Origin of the sequence: Streptomyces sp. A0642 (assembly GCF_004795105.1) — a bacterium.
In the GTDB taxonomy this organism is placed as follows: Bacteria; Actinomycetota; Actinomycetes; order Streptomycetales; family Streptomycetaceae; genus Streptomyces.
The window spans coordinates 38,528-58,111 of sequence record NZ_SSBL01000018.1 but is presented as its reverse complement, the minus strand read 5'-3'; the positions used below and the strand labels follow the sequence as shown (position 1 = coordinate 58,111).

20 protein-coding genes are annotated in these 19,584 nt (G+C 70.4%); 11 read left to right on the top strand and 9 right to left on the bottom strand.

Going from position 1 to position 19,584, the window contains the following annotated elements:
* The first annotated feature begins 72 nt into the window (after positions 1–72).
* Complete coding sequence (locus tag E6R60_RS25765; RefSeq protein WP_136329041.1) at positions 73–876, top strand: hypothetical protein; 804 nt, start codon at positions 73–75, stop codon at positions 874–876.
* A gap of 107 nt (positions 877–983) precedes the next feature.
* Here the strand turns inward: E6R60_RS25765 and E6R60_RS25760 are convergent, their stop codons facing one another.
* Together E6R60_RS25760 and E6R60_RS25755 are read right to left on the bottom strand one after the other, a co-directional pair.
* Positions 984–1,490 carry a hypothetical protein gene (locus E6R60_RS25760; protein WP_136329040.1) on the bottom strand — a complete coding sequence of 169 codons (507 nt, stop codon included), beginning with the start codon at positions 1,488–1,490 and terminating at the stop codon, positions 984–986.
* Positions 1,487–2,902: a Hint domain-containing protein gene (locus E6R60_RS25755; RefSeq protein ID WP_136329039.1), complete on the bottom strand. Its 1,416-nt coding sequence runs from the start codon at positions 2,900–2,902 to the stop codon at positions 1,487–1,489. The genes E6R60_RS25760 and E6R60_RS25755 overlap by 4 nt, the downstream gene beginning before the upstream one ends.
* 491 nt (positions 2,903–3,393) lie before the next feature.
* Here E6R60_RS25755 and E6R60_RS25750 point away from each other — a divergent pair, with 491 nt between their 5' ends.
* Positions 3,394–4,011 carry a hypothetical protein gene (locus E6R60_RS25750; protein ID WP_136329038.1) on the top strand — a complete coding sequence of 206 codons (618 nt, stop codon included), beginning with the start codon at positions 3,394–3,396 and terminating at the stop codon, positions 4,009–4,011.
* Between the two features lie 339 nt (positions 4,012–4,350).
* On the opposite strand, the gene E6R60_RS25745 is transcribed toward E6R60_RS25750, so the two are convergent.
* Positions 4,351–4,944, bottom strand: a complete 594-nt coding sequence (locus tag E6R60_RS25745) for a hypothetical protein (RefSeq protein WP_136329037.1) — start codon at positions 4,942–4,944, stop codon at positions 4,351–4,353.
* Between the two features lie 296 nt (positions 4,945–5,240).
* Here E6R60_RS25745 and E6R60_RS25740 point away from each other — a divergent pair, with 296 nt between their 5' ends.
* On the top strand, positions 5,241–5,744 hold the full coding sequence (locus E6R60_RS25740) for a DinB family protein (protein WP_136329036.1): 504 nt from the start codon (positions 5,241–5,243) through the stop codon (positions 5,742–5,744).
* A gap of 609 nt (positions 5,745–6,353) precedes the next feature.
* Entirely contained in the window at positions 6,354–6,956 is a 603-nt protein-coding gene (locus tag E6R60_RS25735) for a DUF4328 domain-containing protein (RefSeq protein ID WP_136329035.1), read from the top strand.
* 331 nt (positions 6,957–7,287) lie between these two features.
* Here the strand turns inward: E6R60_RS25735 and E6R60_RS25730 are convergent, their stop codons facing one another.
* Positions 7,288–8,196: a YihY/virulence factor BrkB family protein gene (locus tag E6R60_RS25730; RefSeq protein WP_136329034.1), complete on the bottom strand. Its 909-nt coding sequence runs from the start codon at positions 8,194–8,196 to the stop codon at positions 7,288–7,290.
* Between the two features lie 190 nt (positions 8,197–8,386).
* Here E6R60_RS25730 and E6R60_RS25725 point away from each other — a divergent pair, with 190 nt between their 5' ends.
* From E6R60_RS25725 to E6R60_RS25710, 4 genes are all read left to right on the top strand, one after another.
* Positions 8,387–8,782, top strand: coding sequence for a hypothetical protein (locus E6R60_RS25725; protein WP_136329033.1), 396 nt, complete (start codon positions 8,387–8,389; stop codon positions 8,780–8,782).
* Positions 8,775–9,221 (top strand): hypothetical protein, encoded by a 447-nt coding sequence (locus tag E6R60_RS25720; RefSeq protein WP_136329032.1) that lies wholly within the window; start codon positions 8,775–8,777, stop codon positions 9,219–9,221. The genes E6R60_RS25725 and E6R60_RS25720 overlap by 8 nt, the downstream gene beginning before the upstream one ends.
* Before the next feature lie 288 nt (positions 9,222–9,509).
* Complete coding sequence (locus tag E6R60_RS25715; protein ID WP_346766088.1) at positions 9,510–10,910, top strand: PQQ-binding-like beta-propeller repeat protein; 1,401 nt, start codon at positions 9,510–9,512, stop codon at positions 10,908–10,910.
* A gap of 142 nt (positions 10,911–11,052) precedes the next feature.
* Entirely contained in the window at positions 11,053–12,009 is a 957-nt protein-coding gene (locus E6R60_RS25710; RefSeq protein WP_240802682.1) for a VCBS repeat-containing protein, read from the top strand.
* A gap of 81 nt (positions 12,010–12,090) precedes the next feature.
* Here E6R60_RS25710 and E6R60_RS25705 read toward each other — a convergent pair whose 3' ends face one another.
* Positions 12,091–12,495 (bottom strand): hypothetical protein, encoded by a 405-nt coding sequence (locus E6R60_RS25705; protein WP_136329030.1) that lies wholly within the window; start codon positions 12,493–12,495, stop codon positions 12,091–12,093.
* Positions 12,496–12,771: 276 nt separating this feature from the next.
* On the opposite strand from E6R60_RS25705, the gene E6R60_RS25700 reads away from it, so the two are divergent.
* Positions 12,772–13,188, top strand: coding sequence for a VOC family protein (locus E6R60_RS25700; RefSeq protein ID WP_136329029.1), 417 nt, complete (start codon positions 12,772–12,774; stop codon positions 13,186–13,188).
* A 64-nt stretch (positions 13,189–13,252) separates the two neighbouring features.
* Here E6R60_RS25700 and E6R60_RS25695 read toward each other — a convergent pair whose 3' ends face one another.
* The 4 genes from E6R60_RS25695 to E6R60_RS25680 form a co-directional block, all read right to left on the bottom strand.
* Positions 13,253–13,768, bottom strand: coding sequence for a hypothetical protein (locus E6R60_RS25695; RefSeq protein ID WP_136329028.1), 516 nt, complete (start codon positions 13,766–13,768; stop codon positions 13,253–13,255).
* A 211-nt stretch (positions 13,769–13,979) separates the two neighbouring features.
* Positions 13,980–14,711 (bottom strand): Imm52 family immunity protein, encoded by a 732-nt coding sequence (locus E6R60_RS25690; protein WP_136329027.1) that lies wholly within the window; start codon positions 14,709–14,711, stop codon positions 13,980–13,982.
* Between the two features lie 143 nt (positions 14,712–14,854).
* Complete coding sequence (locus E6R60_RS37845; protein WP_276614034.1) at positions 14,855–17,347, bottom strand: Tox-REase-5 domain-containing protein; 2,493 nt, start codon at positions 17,345–17,347, stop codon at positions 14,855–14,857.
* Between the two features lie 275 nt (positions 17,348–17,622).
* Positions 17,623–18,162, bottom strand: coding sequence for an ATP-binding protein (locus tag E6R60_RS25680; protein WP_136329025.1), 540 nt, complete (start codon positions 18,160–18,162; stop codon positions 17,623–17,625).
* 310 nt (positions 18,163–18,472) lie between these two features.
* Here E6R60_RS25680 and E6R60_RS25675 point away from each other — a divergent pair, with 310 nt between their 5' ends.
* Complete coding sequence (locus tag E6R60_RS25675) at positions 18,473–19,324, top strand: helix-turn-helix transcriptional regulator (RefSeq protein WP_136329024.1); 852 nt, start codon at positions 18,473–18,475, stop codon at positions 19,322–19,324.
* A gap of 11 nt (positions 19,325–19,335) precedes the next feature.
* Positions 19,336–19,527 (top strand): hypothetical protein, encoded by a 192-nt coding sequence (locus E6R60_RS25670; RefSeq protein ID WP_136329023.1) that lies wholly within the window; start codon positions 19,336–19,338, stop codon positions 19,525–19,527.
* The last annotated feature ends 57 nt before the right edge of the window (positions 19,528–19,584 follow it).

The window sequence follows — 19,584 nt, the reverse complement described above, 5'->3', positions numbered from 1 at the left end:
CTCGGGTTGTTAGCGTGCAGAGTCCGTGCGGAACAACGTCGGCGGTAGCGGTTCGCCGGTCAGGAGCGGTCAGTGACAACGAGAGTCCCCAGGGCGCGTACGGCGGCCATGGCGGCCACCACAGCGGTGCTCTGCCTGGCGGCCGTCGCCTGCGGGCCGGACGGCAAGACGTCCGAGAAGGACGGCGGGAAGACCGCGGCCGCGAGCGAGAGCGCGAAGCCGGGCGGGACGCCCTCCTCGGATCCGGCCGCGAGCGATTCCGCCGCTCCCTCGCCCACGTCGACTCCCACGAGCAGCGGCAAGGTCCTGGACAAGGCCGGGCTCGCCGGGGTCGCGCTGGCCACGGGCGAGCTGGGGAACTACGAGGTCACCCCCATGCAGGGGGGCGAGGAGAGCGGCACGGAGCGGTCGGAGAACAAGGACTGCCGGCCGCTCGTCGCGGTGATCAACGGCGCACCCGAACCCACCCCGGCCGCCACCGCCTTCCGTACCGTCATGGACAAGTCGGAAGAGGGCAAGGACGACCAGACCGTCGTCACCGAGATCCTCACCTCGCACCCCGGGGACGGGGCGCAGCAGCTCATGCGCGGCGTCCGGGACGCGGTCCGGGCCTGCGCGGGCGGCTTCCGTACGTCGGGCGAGGACGGCCCGTCCACGTACGCCGAGGTCAAGCCGCTTCCGCTGCCCCCGGCCGGCCAGGAGAGCATCGCCTACCAGGTGACCGGGAGCATCGAGGGCGACAAGGTGCCGCTGGTCTTCCAGCTGGTGCGCACCGGTTCCACGGTCGTGACGTTCTACGTGGCGAACTTCGTCACGGCGACGACCCCGCAGCTCCCGTCCGAACTCGTCGCCGCACAGGCGGCGAAGCTGCCCTGACACACAACAAGCACGGAAGGTGCCCTGACGCCGGCGGTCCTCCGGCGTCAGGGCATCGCCGTGTCACGGGGGCGGGGCCGGGGCCCCGCCAGCCGTCCTCCCCCGCCTCAGTGTGAACGTGACGCCTGAAGCGGGCTGCACGCGGAGGACCAGGAGGGCAAGGCCTCCTGTACGTGTTCCAGGTCCGCGTCCGAGTAATCGGGCGGCACGTCGCCCATGCCCTCCACCGCAAGGACGTGGAATTCTGCCAGATCGCCTACCACTTCGAGCTGCGCGTCCGGAAAGAACGCAAATCTCGCACGGAAGGAATTCCTGAGCCGATCCGGCACACTGGATACCACCGTCAGCGCCGTGAGTGGACCCCGCACCGCAGGTGAGCTCCACCCGAACGAGTGCAGGCCGCGCACGACGAGCAGCGCGGCATTCCCTACTTCGAACTGCAAGGAAGTACGCAGCTCGAAGAGAAGGGCCGCCGTGGAGGTCAGCTGGCACACCCGGGAGTCGAGCAACTGCGACTCCTGCAGGGCGTCCACCTCCCGCAGGGGATCCGGTTCAGCCGACTCAAGGGCCGCCGAACGGGGCCATGCCCTCACGAGATCATTCACCGAGGTCATGGAATCGGAATGTGGTTGTAGGGGTCAGCCTTGCTCACCGTCTGCCCGGTCAGAGGATTGACCGATTGTCCCGCTTTGTTCATGTAGACCACATAGCCCTTGGGGTACTGGTATTTACCGGTGGTGACGGGATCCATCACCCGGACTTGCGTCACCCGGGGATCGAGGCCCTTGGTGCCGGCCGGGATGTCGTAAGACCAGCCCTTTCCCGTTGCCACCGGGGTGCCGGTCGCCCCCTTGGGCAGCGGCAGTGTCTCTCCACCGGGGCCGGTCACCGATCCGACAGGACAGTCGGTGTTGTGAACGAGGACCGGTGTCTGCCCTGCCAGCACATAGTACGTGTGGATGCCGTTGACGGTGAGGTCGTGGGTGGTCCGGCGCTGGGTGTAGCGGGACACCCCGGCGACGGTGAGCACCGATCCGTCGGGGGACCGGAGCCTCATGCCGGGAGTGATGTCGCCCGCCTCGGCCCAGCGCCGCTCGCCGGTGGTCCAGAACGGGTGGGTGTCGGTCGCGGTGATCACCGCGGGGCCGCCGCCGGTACGGAAGACCAGCCGGGTGAAGTGCTTGTCGTCGTAGGTAGTGACGGCGCGCTCGACGCGGCGGGCCTCGGTCCTGCCGGTCACCGGATCGGTGGCGGTGACCAGGTCGCCGGGGCGGACCGCCTCGATGGGCGGCTTACTGCCGTCGGCGAGAAGAACGGGGGTCCCGGGCAGGAAGCTGTGGTTCACCGGACAGGTGGGCGGCTTCTTCTCGTCGGGTTTGTCGTTCTTGGGTTTCTTGGTGTCGTCGAGTTTCTTGCCGGCGTCTTCGAGGGCTTTCTCGGCGTCCTTTACCTTCTTGCGGCTCTTGAGGAGTCCTTTGAGGCCGTCGTAGAGGTCGCCGCCGTGTTTCTTGAGGGCCTGGATGAGTTTGTAGGCCTTCTTCCACTTCCAGGGGGCCCCGTACTTCGCGGCGAGTTTCCCGACCGCGCCTCCGATGAGGCTGAGGAGCACGTTGATGAGGGTTTCGGTGCAGGCGCCCATGTCGCCCTTGGTGATGCAGTCCAGTGCGTCGGTGATGCCGAGCTCGTCGGCGAGGATCTTCGCGAGTTCCTTCGCCGCTTCGATGGCCTTGTCGCTGTTGGACTTCTCGTCCTTCTGGGCGTCCTGGAGGTCCTTCAGCGCCTTGTCGTAGGCGACCTGTTCGGGGGACTTCGGTGAGCCGTCGGCGTTCTTGTCCGAGGCGGGATCTCCCTGCCCCGGAGCGTTCTGACCGTCGGCCTCGTTGCCGCTGTCACCGCCGCAGTTCCCGCCGCCACCGATCCGGCAGACCTGTACCCCGATCTTCGCGGTGAGGTCCGCGCCGATCCCCGTGCCGACCAGGGCGCCGATGATCGCCACGACCACCAGCGTCAGACCCAGGTACTCCAATGCCCCCTGGCCCCGGTCACCCCGCCGCCGCGCCACCGGCAACCGCACACCCGTTCGCGGCACCGCGGTCCGTGACCACCGGCGCACCCGACGACGCAACTCCCCCATGGATGACATGCTTTCGACCCTAGGCGCGAGGCAGCCCCACCGTCATGGGCCCTCGGACCCAATGCGGCGCACCGGACCGGCAGGCGTCACGCGGGGCGGGCGAGGACGGGCGAGCACCACACCGGCCACGCCCGGCAGCGACGAGTACACCAGCGCGCCGGAAGGCTCGCCATCGACGTCGAACACCCCCGTCGACAGCACGGGTCGGCGCGGAGAGCGGAGTCAGGCCGGCCTGCGCCCCTCCACCCCGCGCACATGGGCCCAAAGTTGGTGCCATAGACCCAGGTCACCCCGGCCGGGCCACCGTACGCTCTCGCCAGGCCCGGTGTTCGGAGCATGACAGTTACCGGGTGGGTGAGCGGACCTCGGAGAGGGAGAACCCCGTGAACGGTGGCAGCGGCTGGGAGAACGGAAGCGCGGGGCGCCGGCCCCCGGGGTACGGACCCGGCCGTGCGGGAAGACCTGGCGGATCCGGAGGAGGCGCACTCCTGACCCTCGCCCGGTGCTGGGCCGTCGGCGCCGTCGTCCATGCCATCGCCGCGTACGTGGTCTCCCGCGGGCTCGTCGACCTGCTGGCCACCGACGAACGGCTGGACGTCTTCACGTGGCGGCTGGCGCTGCACCACGGGCCTGCCGTCCTCACCACCGTGCTGACCGTGCTGGCCGCCGCGCGCCTCCTGCCCGCGGAGCAGCGCGGGTCCCGGCCGCTGTACCTAACGGCGGCCCTCGGCGTGCCGCTCGCCGCGCTCGGCTACGGGTACGCGGTGCTGTGGCGGCTCCCCGACGTGGAAGCGGTCCTGATGCCCGTCGTCACCCTGGCGACCGGAGCCGCGGTGGGCCTGGCCGTGGACCGGCTGGTGGAGGACGGCGACGCGGAGGCGCCGCGGGCCGCCCCGTACTACTGGCGTGACGGCGGCTCCACCGCCACCGGCTACGTCGGAGGGATCCTCGTGGCCACCGGCATGCTCGCGGCCCTCGCCACGGCGGGGGTCGTCGGCTAAGGGCTGTCCCGCAATTCCTGGTGGAGCAGCGCGCGGCGTCAGATGCGGTGCATCGCAAGGCGGAGAGGCGCTCGCATACTGGATGTATTCGGGCGTTTCGACAACGCGGCGAGGTGCCGTAGCTGTCGTCGCGCGCCCGCCAGGAATTGCGGGACAGCCCTTAGGGCCTCTCGTCCGGCTCGGGCCGGACGAGGGAGCGGGGTCCGCTGCGGGCAGCCGCAAGGCGGAGAAGGAGTCATGGCGGAGCCATGGCGACCGCCGACGTGGCAGACGCGCGTGCCGGATCCCGCGAGCCCGGCATGATCCGAACGAGAGGCCCCAGGGCCCTGACCGGTGCCCCTACCGGCTCGGCACCTCGCTTCCGTAGACGACCCAGGGCGACTGACGAAACGAGCCCACCCCGCTCAACTGCGGTTGCGCCGCCGCCACTTCCGGTCGCACCGCGAGCGTGTCCGGCCAGTGGTCGAAGTACACCGTCCCCTGCACGATGAACCCCCTCCAGTCCGTGGCCGCCGACGCGCCCTCCCGGTCGAGGACGAAGCCGACGCACAGCAACGACGCCCGTCCGATCGCCTCCCGCACCGCGCGTACGACGGTTTCCCGCTCGTCCGGCCCCAGGCTGCCGAGGGCGAACTGCAGGGCCACCGTGCCGTCTTCCGTCCGCCGGACCCGCGTGGGTATCTCGGCGCCGCTGCGCAGCCAGAGCAGGAAGTCGACCTGGTCCAGGCGCTGCAACCCTGCCAGGAGCACGAGCTGGTCCCTCGTCACCCGCGACTGGGTGACGGTCGGCCGGGGGCCCGGTCCGATCAGTGTGATGCGCCGGGTGACCGGGTGGTCCGGCCGCACGCCCGCCGCCTCCAGGTCGCCGAGCAGCGATTCGGCGTCGGGGCGGTTCCAGCCCAGGTGGTACGAGTAGAAGAATCCGTCACTCATCGACACGTCACCTCATGAAGAGAATCCGGGCACCCCGGATGCACCGGCACGTGCCGGAGGAGAGGTGGCCGCCCTGCTGGTCAGGTAGAGCGTGGAGATCCCTGCGCATGCGAGCGCACCCGCCCCGCCGCCGGTCGGGCGGCGTCGAGAGGCGCTCACGGTTGGTCACCACGAGCGTAATGAGCGCCGCCGCCCGGTGCGTGGGCCCACGGGCCCACGGCGGACCCCAAAGCACGGTGCCTTCCCGCCCGTTAAGCGGTGGACAGGGCCCCGGCGACCGGCCATCGTGTACGCCGATGACACGCACCGATTCGCCTCCCGCATGGGATGAGCGCACCCAGCTGACCACCTTCCTCGACTACACCCGCGCCACCGCGGTGGCCAAGTGCGAGGGACTCTCGCAGGAGAACGCGGTCAAGGCCCCGCTGCCGGGTTCTCCCCTGATGACCCTCGCCGGTCTCGTCAACCATCTCCGCTGGGTCGAGTACTTCTGGTTCGAGGTCGTGTTCCTCGGCGGGGAGGACGAGGGCCCCTGGACGGACGAGGACCCCGACCGCGAGATGCGCATCGCCGTCGACATGCCGCTCGCCGACGTGCTGTCCGCGTACGAGGAGCAGAGCGCCCGCTACCGGGAAATCGTCGCGTCCCATGACCTGGACACCCCGGCCAAGAAGCCGCGCCGGGACGGCCGGCACCCGGATCTGCGCTGGGTTTTGCTGCACCTCGTCGAGGAGACGGCCCGGCACAACGGCCACATCGACATCATCCGGGAGATCGTCGACGGCACCACGGGGGACTGAGGGCTGTCCCGCCCTTCCTGGTGGATCAGCGCGCGGCGTCGGATGCGGTGCATCGCAAGGCGGAGAGGCGCCCGCATACGGGGTGTATTCGGGCGTTCCGACCGCGCGGCGAGGTGCCGTAGCTGTCGTCGCGCGCCCGCCCGGAATCGCGGGACAGCCCTTAGCCTCGCGCTTTCACGAGCCGGGGCATCCGAGGCGTGATCGAATCCGCGAGGAGTGCCTCTGCCCTGGGGCAACTGGTCTTGCCCAGGGGCCTGTTCGTCGCGAGGAAAGCTGTACTCCTCAGGTGAAGGACAGTGGCGGGTTGTGCTCGCGTGTCCGCGTCGAGGGTGATGGCCGTGGAGTGGTTTCGCGGGGCGGTGCTCTGGGGGACTGCCTTGCGGACATCGGCGTGCGGTGGGCCGGTTGCCTCCGATTCGACCGCATCCCGCCCGATCGGCATGCTGCCCGCAGCCGGTCCCTCTGCCCTTACGGCCATCTACTGCCGGGGACGTGCAGCCCGCGCCCGAGGACCCGAAAGTCGTACGCGTGTGCGGCGAGCAGACCCTATGATCACTGCGCCCCAGCGTCCGCCGTGGCCGCACACGCCTTCGAGACAGGCCAAACACCATGACGAGCACCGCCCGCAAAGCTCCCTGGATCCTTGCCCGCTCCGCGCAGGTGGCGGTAGCGGTGGCCACCGTGGCGGACGCGTTCCGCGCGGCGGCAGTCCGGGATCACTCTGTGCACCACACGGATGCGTCCCTGCACAGGTCGGGTCTCACCTCCATGATCTTCGGCTATCTGATGACTCCTGCGATCGTGCTGTTCCTCGTGTGGCTCGCCCGGTCCCGCAGCAACGCCCAGGAGCTGTCCCCCCGGGCCTCGCTCCCGAGTCGCGGCTGGACGATCAGCGCGTGGTTCATACCGGTGGCCAACCTCTTTATCCCTCGCCGGTTCGTCCTCGACATCGGGCGCGCCAGCTCCGCGTCGTGGGAGCAGAAGCGAGACACGACACTGGTGAACCTGTGGTGGGTCGCCTGGATCACACACGCGCTGGTAATCGTGGTGGCGGCCCAGGCAGCCCCGGGGTCGGTGGCTCTCCTCGTGGTGGCGGAGGCACTCATGATCGCGGCGGCCGTGCTGATGGGGCTCGTCATCGAGCGCATCACGGCGCTGCAGAGGGCCGCGCTCGGCGCCATCGCGCCCGTCGCGCCTCTCGCCCAGGCGTGAGGCAGCTCTCCCGATGTGCTCCCTCACGGCGACGCGATTGGCTGCGCGCGTGACCGGAAGCGACTTGGCCTCGGTTCACCGCACGAGCTGTGCGAGGTTTGATCAGAAAAGCAAGAAGTGCTTCTGACCTGCAACGATGGGACGTTTCTAGGGTCCGGTCGCGTCGAAAGAAGCACTTCTCAGGTGAAGAAGCGCGGAGGAGGGAGTCATAGCGATGGGGGCCTCCCCTGCTCGAGCGAAGCCGAGAGCTCGGGGAACAGGGCGACCGACGACACCGCGGCACACACGCGTGCCGGACCCCACGAGTCCGGCATGATCCCGACGAGAGGCCCTAGGACCCGTCCGGGGCCCCGCACCGCGCCCGGTTCAGCTCGACGTTGAACTGGGCGCCGGCGAGCAGCGCCAGGTTGGTGAACCACACCCAGATCAGGAACACCACCAGCCCGGCCAGTGAGCCGTAGAGCCGGCTGTAGGACCCGACGTACGTCGCGTACAGCGCGAATCCCGCCGAGGCCGCCAGCCACAGCAGCGCCGCCAGCACCCCGCCGGGCAGCCCCTGCCGCGTACCGCGCGCGGACTTCGGTCCGGTCCGGAAGAGGACCATGATCAGGCAGGCGACCAGACAGAGCAGCACGGGCCACTTCAGCACCGCCCACACCGCGTCCCCCAGATGTGCGAGCCCCATCCGGTGTCCCAGCCAGCGGGCCAGCGGTCCGGAGAGCACGAGGGCGAAGGCGCTGGTCATCAGGAGCAGCAGCAGCCCGATCGCCCAGGCGACGATGATGTGGGCGCTGCGCAGGGCGGGCCGGGTGTCGGGCACCCCGTGCATCGCGTGCAGGGCCCGCCGGAACACGGCCAGATAGCTGGACGCGGACCACACCGCACTCACGCTCCCGGTCGCGGCCAGCAGCCAGACGGCGGTGCGCTGCTCGGTGGCCGCCTCCAGGGGCTGGCGCAGTGCGGCACCGGACTCCGCCGGGGCGAAGGCGGTGATGTCGGCGATCAGCGCTTTCGTCGCCCCGGGGTCGGTCAGCCCGATGACGGAGACCGTCACGAGGAGGGCGGGGAGCAGCGCGAGTATGGCGTAGTACGTGAGGGCCGCCGCCCAGTCCGAGAGGTCGTCGTTCCACAGCGAGACGGGCGTCCGCCGGAGGGCGACGGGCCAGTGCCGTGCCTTCGCGGGGCAGCCGTCCGTGCGGGGCGGCGCCCCGCCGGTGGTGGTGCTGAGCTTGCTGGACACGGATGGGACTCCGGGGAGGGAGAGGGGCCGACAGGGTCGGCGCCGCCCGTGGAACGGCCGTGGCGACACCGTGCAGCACCTATCCTCTTCTGCTCCCTTTCAGGGGTGGTACACCCGGGTCCCGACGGAGGCGGGGCGGCCGCCCGGTGGACCGGCGACCGTTGTCACACCCTGGTCGTACCCTCGCGTCATGAGCGTCTCCCTCTACTACCACGCACGCCGCGCGACACCCCTGAGCGAGGGCGAGTCCGCGTCCGTCGAGCGCGTCGTCGCCGCGCACCTGGCGTCGTTCCCGTACGGCGACGAGGAGAGCCTGTACCTGTACGAAGGGGCCGCCCCGCAGCCGGGGGAGATCGTCGCCGGGTCCACGAAGATGCCATCGGATCCCGATCGTCTGATGCCCGTGATCGTCCGTGTACTGGATTCCGTGACGGAGTTGCGCCGGGCCCTGCCGGATGCGGAGTGGCACGTGCACCTGGACGACCTCGACGTTCCGTGGGACGGGGAGGAGGGGTATGCGCTGCCCGGGATGCGTGACCCGGACCTGGTGGCGGAGCTCGGCGAGGAGGGGCGGGGGAATGAGTGACGTGCGCGCGGGAACGGCTGGGAGCACCACCCCGCCCACGCCGGAGCAGGACCGGCTCATCGCGTTCGGTGAGGCGCTGTACCGCCGGCTTTCGCCGGACGCCGCTCTCGGCCATGTGCTGCTGCCCGAGGACGACGCGGTGGCTGTCGTGCACCGGGTGCGGGGCGGCGGAACCATCCTGGTGGCGGCCGACCGTTCGGTGCTCTTCTCCGGATCGGCCCAGGACCTCGGTGTCGCGCTGGCCGCATTCCGGGCGGGCGGGCGCACGCCCGTGGAGCGCTGGGGTCAGGGTACGGGCGTCGGGCCGGGTCCTCGGGAGGCACCCGGGCCGACGCCGTCGGCTCACCCGGCCGCGTCCGCGCCCCCTTGCGCCGCGGCCGCCTGCACGGGCGGCCAGGGGACGTCGGCCAGGAGGGGCACGATCTCCTTCTCCTCGTAGTCGAAGCGGCGCCGGCCGGCAGCGCCGGACCTTCGATGTGAGCAATGCGCACACTCGCCGCCCCGACCCTGATTACCCTGTCGCCGGAAGGGGCTTGGGACCGGGGCGTGACGTCCTGGCCGAGTCGGCCGTACAACGAGGGGGACGTCGATGCCGCACACACCAGGGCCCTGGTACACACCGCAACCGCAGCAGCAACCCGTGCCGCACAATCCGTACGCCCCTCAGGGCCAGGGCCCGCCCGGTCCACCCGGCTCTTCCCGGCGCGGGCGGTTCGGCCGGGGGCCCGTGGCCGTCCTCGTCACCGTCGTCCTGCTGGCGGCCGGGGGAGGCCTGTACGCCCTGACCGGCGGCGACGGAGGGAAGCCCGCGGCACCGGTGGGCGCCGGCACACCCAAGCCCTCCGCGACGGAGACCTCGCCCCGCCCACCGGCACCCTCCTCCCCCGCTCCGGAGGAGATCCCGACGTCCGACGAGATCAACGCGGCGCGCAAGCCCGGGGATGCGACGGCCTGGGTCGTCGATGACCCGACCGATCTTCCCCGGGCCGGCATCCTGGCCAACGACCTGTGGATCGTCGGCGACACCGTCGTCCAGGCGGTGCACAAGAAGGTCACCGCCCGCCGTCTCTCCGACGGCGTCCAGGTGTGGAGCCTGAAGCTGCCCAGCACGGTCTGCGAGACGCCTGTCAACCCCACGCCCGACGGCAAGGTCGTCGTGGTCCACCACAACGGGGCGAAGAGCCGGTGCAACCAGCTCCAGGAGATCGACCTGCGCACCGGAAAGGCCGGCTGGCACAAGGAGTTGACCGAGACCGGCACCGCGGACTCCACGATCATCGTGCACAGCGCGATCAGCGGCGGCACCCTCGCGATCGTCCAGAACATGCGGGCCGCGGCCTACCGGGTCGGTGACGGAGCCAAGCTCTACGACATCCCCGTGGAGAAGGCCGGGGGGTGCTACCCGGACGATGTCGCGGGCGGCCCCCGGCTCCTGGTGAGCTACGGCTGCGCGATCGGGTCGAAGACCCCGTACAGCAGGCTCCGGGGAGTCGACCCGCTCACCGGCCGCACACTGTGGCGGTACCGCACCCAGCCCGGCTGGTCAGCGGGCAAGGTGCTCTCCGTGGAGCCGGTGGTCCTCACCACCCTCAACGCCGAGCGGCGCACCGACGACTGGCGCGTCGTCTCACTCGGCCCCGGCGGCAAGCTCCGCCGGACCATCGACGCCAGGCCGAAGGGGTTCAAGTACTGCGGCGACTCCGGCGACGCGGGCCAGGGAATCCAGAACTGCCAGGGCGCCGTCGTCGGCGGCGGCCTCGTCGCGCTGGGCGGCACCGACCGGGTCGGCGCCTACGACCTCGGCACCGGAAAGCTCGTGTGGGGGGTGAAGTCCGAGAACGGCCACACGTTGCACCCGCTGCGCACGGTGACCGGCCGGGCGGCCCTCGTGTACGAAGCCGCCACCCTGAGGAACCCCGGGCGGATCATCCGCATCGGCCCGGGCAGCGCCGACACGGAGAAGGAAGTCCTGCGCCACCCCGCTTCGGCGACGAAGCCGGAGTACGGCATGCTCGCGGGAAACCTGGCCTACACGAGGAACCGGATCATCATCACCCCGTCCATGGTCAACGGGGACGACGCGCAGCGTCACGCGGAGATGATCTCCTTCGCCCCCGGCACCGACTGAGCGATTCGGTGGCCCCGCTTCGGAAGATGCCGGGGAACGGTCACCGGCACCGGCGCTGTCAGAGCCTCGTGAGAGGCTTTGACCAACGACAGTACGAACATGTGCTGTTGAGCGGGCTGATCAATCCCAGGGGGGATACTGCATGATCAACAATCGACGCCGCCGCACGGTTCGCGGCGCACTCGCCGCCGTCGCCGCCACGGTCGCCCTGGCCGCCACGGCCGGTACGTCCTTCGCCTCCGGCGACCCCGTCGCCACGGCCGAGCGGGCCCGGGCCACCGCCGGTGCCGAACAGCAGCAGGCCGGCAAGGCCCAGGGGGCGGCTCCGGCCTCCCGCGCGGTCGGCACGGTGGAAACGCCCAGCTTCGCCCTGCACGGCGTGACCAAGCAGACCGGCGACCTGTACATGTACTGGACGGACAACCAGGGCGGGTTCCAGCCCCGGGAGTTCGTGACGTCCGGCTTCGACGCGTTCGCCGACTCGATCAGTGTCGACAACGACAAGGACGGGTGGAGCGACCACACCTGGACCGTCTACAAGGACGGGAAGCTGACGTACAGCTGGATCGACGACGACGACTTCGAGTACCACAGCAATGACGTCGGCAAGGGCTGGAACATCTACCCGACGATCCTCTCCCCCGGCAGCATCGGCGGAGCGCAGGAAGCCGACCTCATCGGTCTGGACAAGGCCGGGGTGCTGTGGGGCTACCTCGGCTACCCGAACGGCACCCTCACCCCGCGCGTGCGGATCGGCGGCGGCTGGGGTCAGTACACGCAGCTCGCCGGCCAGGGTGACCTGACGGGAGACGGCAAGCCCGACATCGTCGCCCGGGACACGTCCGGCGTCCTGTGGCTCTACAAGGGCACCGGCGACTACAAGGCGCCCTTCGCGTCCCGCACGCGGATCGGCGGGGGCTGGAACACGTACGACCGTCTCCTGTCGGTCGGCGACCTCAACGCGGACGGCGTGGCGGACCTGGTCGCGCGCAAGCCGAACGGTGACCTGTTCCGGTACGCGGGCACGGGCCGTGCGAGCGCCGTGTTCGAGAGCCCGGCCAAGATCGGCCACGGCTTCCAGATCTACAACCTGCTCTGACGGCAGGACGGACGAGACGGGCCGCTCTCCCCGACGGGGAGGCGGCCCGTTCATCTCACCCGTCCGGGGGCACTCCGCCCGTCATCCGGCAGGGCGGACCTCGGCGAACTTCGCCGCGAGGACCGGCCCCAGCTCCCCGACGATCTCGTGCCCCGGCTTCCCGGGGAAGGGCAGGTACTCCAGGAACGACGTCACCACGACCTCGTCGATCCCCGGGACGTGCCGCGTGCTCTGTTCCTCCAGGAACCGCAGGGTGCGCCGCCAGTCCGGCGCATCCGCGTCGAGACCGAGGTATGACCGCACGGTCTCCTGGGTGACGTCCCAGAAGAAGACGTGGGGCAGGACGCCGTCCTGGTTGAACACATGCGTTGCGTAGAGGTCCTCGAAGGCGGGGACCGCGGCGACGAGATCCTTCACCAACCGCACGTCGGGGTGCGCGTCCGGCTGCGCCTCTCCTGGCGCGTTCGGTTGCGCGTCGGGGGTCATCGGCATTCCTCGAGCCCGGGATAGTTCGTGTATTCCTGGTACGCACCCATCTGCCCCCGCCGCCGTGCCACCGGCAACCGCACATCCGTACACGGCACGGATCCCCGCACCCCGCGAAGCGACCGGCGTTGCGACTTCCTCATCCGTGGCATAGGGCCACCGTACCGACGGGCGGTGTCGCGGGTGTGGGGCCTCCAGGTCCCCTTCGGCTCGGCCGCGCCCGTCTTCGGCGGGCCCCTTCGGAACCGGGGTCGGAGGTGGGCTAGAAAGTTCGGTATGGAACTCACCCAGATTCGCCTGTTGGTGTCCGACTTCCCCGCCGTCTACCGCTTCTACCGGGACGTGCTCGGGCTCAAGCCGCAGTTCGAGGCGGAGAGCGGTCCGTACGCCAAGCTCAGCCCCGCCGGCGGGCAGGCCGCGATCGCGTTGCAGGACCGGGCGCAGATGGCCGCCGTGCTGGGGCAGTTGGGTTCGGAGCCGGAGGGAAGCCGCTCGCTCGTGGTGCTCCGGGTGGACGACCTGGACGCCGCTCACGCCGAGCTCACCTCGCGGGGAGCGGAGTTCACCCGGGACCCGGGCCCGATGGGTGACCGGATACGGGTCGCGTACCTGGAGGACCCTGCCGGGAATCTGATCGAGCTCCAGGAGTGGCTGGCGTTGCACGGTTCCGACGTCCGGGCCCGGCAACTCTGAGCCCCGGGACGGAGCGGTGGGGCGCGCGTGCGCGCGTGCCGGCACCGCTCCGGCGCGGGCGTCGTCAGGTGGGGTTGACCGTGTCGAAATACAACTGGTCACCGGCCGCGTCGAGGAAGAATCGCCCACGGGTGAGCTCGCCCGGCTCGGGTCCCAGCAGGTGGGTGTCGTACGCCTTGCTGCTCATCCACCGGGCCTGTGCGGGGAGGAACTCCCTCAGAGGCTGCGGCACGGATGCGGGCGTTGCGGGGGTGAAGGTGTACGCGGGATCGCGCAGTGCCTTCGCCGTGCTCCCGGCCGGCAGGCGGGCGATGCCCACGGCCCGGTACCGCGGGTCGGGCCTGGGCGGACCCAGCCGCCCCTCCCCCACGGCATCCCGGTCGTAGAGGAGCCAGCGCGGCTCCGACAGGCGGCCTGCCTCACCGAACACCTTCCGCAGCGGTTCGACGTCGGTGCGCACCTTCTCGTGCTCCGGCAGCGGCTCCGCCTCCGGCGTGCGGCTGATCGCGTACACGCCGCCGGAGACGGCCGCGAGGGCTCCTGCCGCAGCTGCGCCGGAGAGCCAGGCACGCCGGCTCACTGCGAACGACCGCCTCATCGGCCCAACCCCCCGTACTCCGGGTACGGTTGACCCGGGCCTCGCCCGTGAGCGTATCCGCAGGGCGGTTTGCACCGAGCGTGTGCGGGGCGCGTGGCGGTCAGACCTCCCTGGGCAGGCGGGCCCGAGCAGGACGGCGCAGGGCTTCCGGCCGAGTTGCCCCGGCAGCGGGGTGCCGTCCGAGCCCGCTGCGTCAGAAGGTGTCGCGGTCGAACGGCACGGGCAGCGGTTCCAGGGCTCCGGCGGCGAACAGTCGCCGGTTCGCCTCGATGACCTTCTCGACGGACGGCTGCGTCGTACCGCCCCGCGTGAGATCGATGAGCAGACCACCTGGGGCAGTGCGCGTGTACGTCCCCGGCAGCCCCTCGGGAGCGAGTGCCGCACGGCCGGGCGACAGATACACCGACCGGCCGCCGCGGGGGGCGGTGGCACGGAGGTCGAACTCCGTTTTCACCGCGCGGTACTCCTCCCTGCTGTAGGACTCTCCCCAGTCGGGCCCCCAGCATTCGGCGAGGAGGTGCAGCACCTCCGCCGACCGGTTGATCAGCTCGACGGACCCCTGAGCGGCCGTCGAGTCGATGCCCACGACGCAGGAGTCGGGCACCCGGTTCGCGGACCCGCCCGCGTTGATCCCGACGGTCACCTTCACCGTTTCGAGTCGCCCGGACCAGAGGGAGGACGTGTAGCCGATGTAGGGCGCGTCGGGGTCGGTGTTGGTGCGTTCCACGTAAGCCCGCACACCGGACGCGACCCGTTCCACCGGCGCCGCGGTCAGGTCGTCCTCCGACTCCGCCCCACGCCAGGTCGTGCAGTCACCGGATCCGATGTCCGCCAGACCGTCCAGGAGTCCCACCCAGCGCTCCGCGAGCTGCCCGGGATCCTCCTCCCGGACACCCCACAGCGCATGGACCACAACGCTCAGCACCTCGTTCTCCTCTCACCGGCGGGACCGGCTCATTCCGTTCACGGCTTCCTCGGAGTGTTCCTCAGCCTAGTGCCGAGCGCGGTCCGCGGCAGGTCGCGTCCCGGGCGGCCGGGAGGACTCGCCGACACCGGCGGTCTTCCGCCTCACGGCACCACCGGGGTGTGGACCACCGTGACGTCGAGGCCCCGGTCGTCGAACATTTCCTGGGCGGCCCTCGCCACATCGGGGTCCGCGAAGTGCCAGACGAGCGGCTTGCCCCGTGCCGCGTCGAGCTGCCGCGTCGCCTGGGCCGCCCAGCGGTTGCCGGCCAGCGTGGTGAGCTTGCCGGTCGCCTCGTTGTAGAACCGGGGGCCGCGATAGCCCCACTTCGTCTCGATGAAGGTCTGCTTGGCGGAGTCCCAGCCGTCGAACTCGACCGGCTTGCCCTTCAGATCGTTGAGCGGGACCTCGTACTCCTTGCCGCGGCGCACGCCCGAGACCTGCTCCTGGTAGCGGGCCCCCATCTCCTGCGGGTAGGCGTACGTGGCCGGGTTCTTCGCCTTCCACTTTCCGTCGCCCAGGTCCTTGGTGCCCGCGCGCGGGTTCTTGAGCTTGTCGTACCAGGACGGCTTCTCCATCTTCGCCAGGCGCTTCCTCTCCGCCTCGCGCTTGGCCTGCTTGGCCGCCTTCTCCGCCTCGTCCGCGTCCTTGTCCGCCTTCTTGGCGGCTTCGACCTCTTCGGGCGTCGCCTCGCAGCCCTCGGCGCGGAATCCCGCGGTCAGCACACGGGGCGTCGACCGCACGACGGCGGCCACGGCAACGGTGGTGTGGCCGGTCCGTACGACGCCGTCGCCCACAGCCGTCCGCAGGGCGGCGGTGCTCATCGTGCCCGGGGCCGGAGCACCGGTCCCCAAGGGTGCCAGGCCGACCGGGCAGCCCTTGTTCCTGACCTTCTCCCCGGCCTCGTCGGCGTGCTTCCGCGCCTCCTTCGCGGCCTTCTCGGCCCCCTCCACGTCGCCGGCCTTGGCCAGCTTCTTGGCCTTGGAGGCGGCCTCCGAGGCCTTCTTGGCCACCTCTCCGAGCTTGCCGAGCTTCCCCAGCTTGCCGAGTTTGCCGAACTTGCCGATCAGCTTGGCTTCGCCGTAACCGGGGATGAAGAGGGAACCGACGTTCCAGAGGCCGGTTCCGATCGCCTGCCCCTCGTTGCCGTTCTTCCACATGTCGCGGACTTCGTCGCCGATGAACATGTCGTCGGCGACCTTGAGCCCCGTGGACCCGGACGCCTTGGTCCAGTCCCAGGCAGCACCGAAATAGTCCCCCTTGGACCACTTGTCGCCCGCGCCCTCGGTGTCCTTGGACCACTTGTCGCCGAGGCTCTTGCCGTAGTCCTTGATGCCGTTCCACGCCTTGACCGGGTGGATGACCGTGTCCACGGTGCCGGTGACATCGCCCCAGAAGCCGTTCGCGCCCAGGCCCTTGAAGAAGCCGCCGGTCTGGTGCCCGGCACACGAGAAGAACGCGCCGATCCCTGAGGTGCAGCCCTCGTCCTTCTTTTCGCCCTGGGTCCCGTCGTAGTCGCCGTAGTCGGCGTCCGGGCCGGCGGTGGGGTCGAAGTCGTCACCGCCGTCGTCGACCTCGTCGTCCTGAGACACGGTGTCGGTGCCGCCAGTGCCGCCAGTGCCGCCCGGGCCTCCGGTACCGCCCGTGGTGCTCGTGCCGCCGGCACCACTTGCAGCGCCGCCGGCGCCGGTCCCGCCCGTGCCGCCGGAGCCGTCCGCGCCCCCAGTACCGCTCGCACCGCCGGAGCCGTCCGCGCCGCCGGCACCGCTCGTACCGCCCGAGCCTTCCGCACCCCCGGAACCGCCGGTCCCACCGGTCTCCGTGCCGCCCGCTCCCCCGGCGACGTCGCTGCCGCCCGAGGCCACCGCCCCACCGGACTCCGTCCCCCCGGCCGAATCCGTCCCCCCGCTCGCATCCGTCCCCCCGGCCGAGTCCGTCCCCGGGCCGGCGCCCCCGTCGTCACCTGCCACCACCTCGCTGCCGGGTGCGGGGCAGGAGCTGCCGGTCAGCGAGCAGATGGCGCTCTGGATGCGGCCCGTGATCCCGGCACCGATGCCGGTGGCGACCAGCCCGCCGATCAGCGCCACGACCACCAGGACGAGGCCCAGGTACTCCATGGCTGTCTGGCCCCCGTCCCGGCGCCACTTGATCATGCGGGCGAGACTGAACGGGCGGGGTGACAGCCGCTGGTCCAAGGGGAGTTCGAACCAGTCGCGCGAGCTCGCCCGGAACAGCGCCACGACGACGGCGACCGGGATCACCAACTGTGTGATCCCGCGTCCGCCTCCGGCCTCACCGAGCGTCGCGAGTGCGCCCACGATGAACCAGGCGTGCACGGCCAAGAGCCCGCGACGGACCCAGTTGCCGCCGGTCCGCACGTACAGGGACAGCACGAACCCGACCACGCTCGGCATGGCGGCGTAGAGCAGCAGCCCGAACAGCTGGCCGTCGACCTCGTTGACCGACGAGGCCACGGTCAGCACGCCGATCCCGCCGACAACAGCGAGGACGAAGAGCGCCCGGGTCAGGAGCAGCACCGCCCCGAGAGCCCGCGGCAGCGGTTGCCGCCCGGGGCCGGCGAATATGGCCCCGCCCATACCGCCTGCTCCACCTGAGTACGTCATGCCACCGAAGCCGGACACGAGAAGTCCCCCAACTCATCGCCCAAATCACTGCCGTCCGACTACCGCCTAGCAGAAGGCCGGTCGGACTTACGTTCGGCAGGCTACCCGTTCGTACGAAGCCGCCCCGCAACTGGTCGACCGACTCCGTCCGTTCGCGCCCCTGCCTGAAGGGTCCACGCCCCCCGGCGAGGCCTTGGAGAAGCTGTCGCCGTTACCGAAGACCTGCCACCGAACACCGCGCGTTACTCTCAACGGGGCGGAAAAACCCACGACTTACCGCCGTTGCGGCGCTGTTCCTCCTCGCGCGTCCCCCACTCCCCTCCCCAGTCCTTGACGACTGCGGCCAGCAGCCACAAGGCCCGTCGGCGCCGCGCCTCGCAGAGGTCGGCCAACGCGGGTTCGGTGGGGTGCGGATGCTGGTCCCAGACCAGAAGGCGCACCGCGTCGTCACGGTGCCGCAGCGAGACGTAGAGCTCCCGGCCGGGGCTCATCCTCGCGGTGACGGAGACGAGTTCGGTGACCGCGTACGTCACCGGCCATACGTACGCGTCAAGGCCGTGCGCCTCCAACGCGGCGACGGTCGCCGCCCGCGCGATACCTGCGCTGCGGATGTCGTCGGGGAGGGTGAAGCTCAGGGAGAGGCGGGGCGCGGTCTGCCCCGAGCCACCTTTCGGACGCAGATAGGGCTGTGGCGGGCGAGGCTGGACGGCGTGCGCGTACGCCTCCGAGAACGGCGTACGCGCCTCGGCGGTGGCCGGGCACAGTGCGGCGGGTGGAGATGAGTGCATGACTGACTCCCCGTTACGGGTGACGAGTTGACGGTGTCCCTCTTCCTCATGGGTGCGCACGATTGGCTTCACGCGAGGCGGGCGACGAACAGTGGCCTGTCCCCCTGGCGTGGCCCCGCCCCTCCCAGGGGAGGAGCGTGCGGGCAGGACCGCGCGATGCACTTCTTGTTCGTCGCTGCGTGAGCGGTGCGTAACCGAATGTAGCGCAAGCAGGGTAAATTTGCCCTTGCGCTTCGATGAATGAACCCTTTCGTGGTCACTCAACGCAGGCAAGCGGCAGACTGCCAGTGATCGCATGGAAAGGAACGGCATGGCAGCCAGGCCCTCCCCAACCGAACGCCAGAAGCGGCTCGGGTCCGAGCTGCGGCGCATGCGCATGTCCGCTGACGTCTCGGCCGAGTTCGCCGCCGGCTTGCTCGGCGTGGATCGAGGCAAGATTTCGAACATCGAGGCCGGTACACGGCCCATCAGCGCTGAGCGCCTGCGGCTCCTCGCCCACCACTGTGGTTGCACGGACGCCAGATACGTCAGTGGTCTCGTCGAGATGGCACAGCCGGCCGCTCGCGGCTGGTGGGAGAGATACAAAGGCACTCTGCCTCAGGGCTTGCTGGACATCGCCGAACTGGAGGCATCCGCATCCCGCATGCGGGCCGCGTACTCGATGCACATCCCTGGCCTCCTCCAGACGTCGGACCACGCCTTGGCGCTCTTCCGCGTAGTGGTTCCCCAGCTCCCGGAACGGGAGATCGCACTGAGGCTCGCGCACCGAGTGGAGCGACAGGGTGTCCTGGCAGGCGATTCACTCTCGCCCTACGTCGGCATCGTCCATGAGGCGGCGCTCCGGATGCAGTTCGGAGGCCGAGGCGTGGCACGCGCACAACTCCACCACTTGCTGGAGAAGTCCGAGCAACCGAATGTGACGCTCCTCGTCATCCCCTTCGCCGCAGGCGCGTTTCCCGGCGCCGGCCAGACGGTCCTTTACGCCGAGGGGGTCGTCCCCCAGTTGGACACCGTGCAGATCGACAACTCGCACGGACCGCTCTTCGTGCACTCGGAAGAGCAGCTGACGAAGTACCGGGCTCACTTGGACTGGATGGAGGGAATCGCGCTGCCACCAGGCAAGTCGCGGGACTTCATTCGTAACATCGCGCGCCGACTGTGAGGAGATTGCAGATGCCGGACGTCATATGGGAAGACTCATTCTGCGGCGAGGGGAACTCTTGCTACCGCTTCGGGACCGACGCCGATGGGAACAGCTACATCGCCGTCGCCGGCGCCGAGGACCGCTACCTCACCGACAGCCGTGAGTCACTTCAGCAGATGATCCGCGACATAAAGGCCGGCAAGGCCGACCACCTGCTGTGACGTCGCCGCGCCCGGCACCGCCGCCTTTCGGGGTGCCGGGCGCGTACGGCCGGGGTG